At 50.6% G+C, this 1,801-nt stretch carries 1 protein-coding gene; it reads right to left on the bottom strand.

Annotation, left to right across the window (positions count from 1 at the left end):
- Positions 1-1,801: autotransporter domain-containing protein (locus MOB01S_RS11980; RefSeq protein WP_157074004.1), on the bottom strand; the 1,801-nt coding region annotated here is incomplete at both ends.

The following is a 1,801-nucleotide window of genomic DNA, read 5'->3' on the forward strand; positions in this document are numbered from 1 at the left end:
CCCACCTCATCATTATCCACATAATCCACTCGCACGTCTAACTCCAAGGCATCTTTACCAACTGTAAATCCAACCTGCCCCTTAACCTCATTGGCAAATTTTTGGGTGAGGGCTTGCTCATTGACTTTGACAATGGCATCGCTGTTATTGTATTGATAGCTTATGCCAACATTTGGACGAATGGTAATGCCATTGCTTGTTTCAAATGTTTTACCTACATTTACGCCTGCTTGATAGGTAGTGATGTCCATGCTGTCTTGTTTGATATTTACTTTTGTATTATCGCTAGCACTGATGGTATAGTTGGTACTACCTAGATGATGTTGACGAATGCCTGCATGAGCTTGCACATCCATGATGTTACGCACATTCCAATTTTTTTCAATGCCCACACCAACACTGCCCACATCGCGTTTGATGTCGGATTTTGGCGCAGAGGCATGACGTGTCGTCAATTCCGACTTGGCTTGACCTGCCGACACGTCCGCATTCACAGCAAAGCCGCTTTCGCCATGCCATTTGCCGTAAACCGTGCCTGTGGTGGTTTGACCTTTTCCTTTGAAATCATCGGCATAGCTGGCATCGTAACGCAAATGATTGAGCGCGGCACCCACCGTCAGGCTGCCTGTACCGATTTCCACCGTTTTGTCCAAACCGATTTGCGTGAGCTTGCTGTCTTGCTCATAACCGCGATATTGGTCGGATTGATGTTGGGTTTTGCTGGTATCGGTTTGCGCCCAAGCACCCGAATTTTTGCCATTAAGGTGTTGTAAACGCTCATCAATTCGGCTGGCGATGTGTTGCTGTTGGTGTGCCGTTGCCGACACTTCCGACAAAGCCGCATTCGCATATTGGCTGATGATTTCAGACTGCTTTTTCTGCTTGGCGGCTTCGGCTTGTTGCTTGGCAATTTCGGCAGCGAGTACCGCTCTTTGGCGTTCCGCTTCCGCTTGGGCGGCAGCCAATTCCTGTTCTTTTTCTTGGATTTGCGCCAATGCCAAGTTGGTTTGAGCCTGTGCTTGTGCCAATTCGCCCGCTTGGGTTTGGGCTTGGTTCAAAGCCTGCGCCAATTGTTTGGCGATTTGGTCGCGTTCGTGTTCCAACTGTGCTGCTTGGGCGATTTTCTCTTGTGCCAACTGTTCTGCTTGGGCAAGTGCTTGCTGTGCCTGTTGTTTTTCGCGTTCAGACTGGCTTTGTGCCGCAATCGCGTTCAACTTGGCTTGTTCGGCTGCTTGCTGTGCTTGTTCGGCAGCTTGCTTAGCGATTTGCGCTTGCTCGCGCAAAGTTTTCTCCTGATTGAGTTGAGCCTGAATTTGCGCGTTTTGCGCTTGCACCTGAGTCAATTGCGCCTGTTTTTGCGTCAAATCTTGCTGGGCAGCCTGAACCGCTTGGGCGGTTTCATTTGCCAAAGCCTGTGCTTTTGCCAATTCATTGCGGATTTGCGCGATGGTTTGCGCGTCCGCTTGGGCGGCTGCCTGCAAACGCTGATTCCAAGCGTCCAATTCCGCCTGTGCCGTTTTCGCCTGTTTGAGTGCCAATTCCGCCACTTGCTGTGCGGCTTCGGCGATGGCTTGGGCTTTTTCGGCATTTTGCGCTTGTAATTGAGCAGCTTGTTTGGCGATTTCAGACTGCGCCGCAGCCGTGGCTTGACGCGCGGCTTCCACTTCGGCGCGTTTTTGCGCGGTTTGGGCTTGCTGTGCGGCTAAATCGGCTTGCAATTTGGCTTGTTCCGATTTTTGTTTTGCCAAATCAGATGCTTGCTTATCTTGTTCCGCTTTTGCTTTATCCGCTTGCGCTTGGG

Origin of the sequence: Moraxella oblonga NBRC 102422, from assembly GCF_001598275.1 — a bacterium.
GTDB lineage: Bacteria > Pseudomonadota > Gammaproteobacteria > Pseudomonadales > Moraxellaceae > Moraxella > Moraxella oblonga.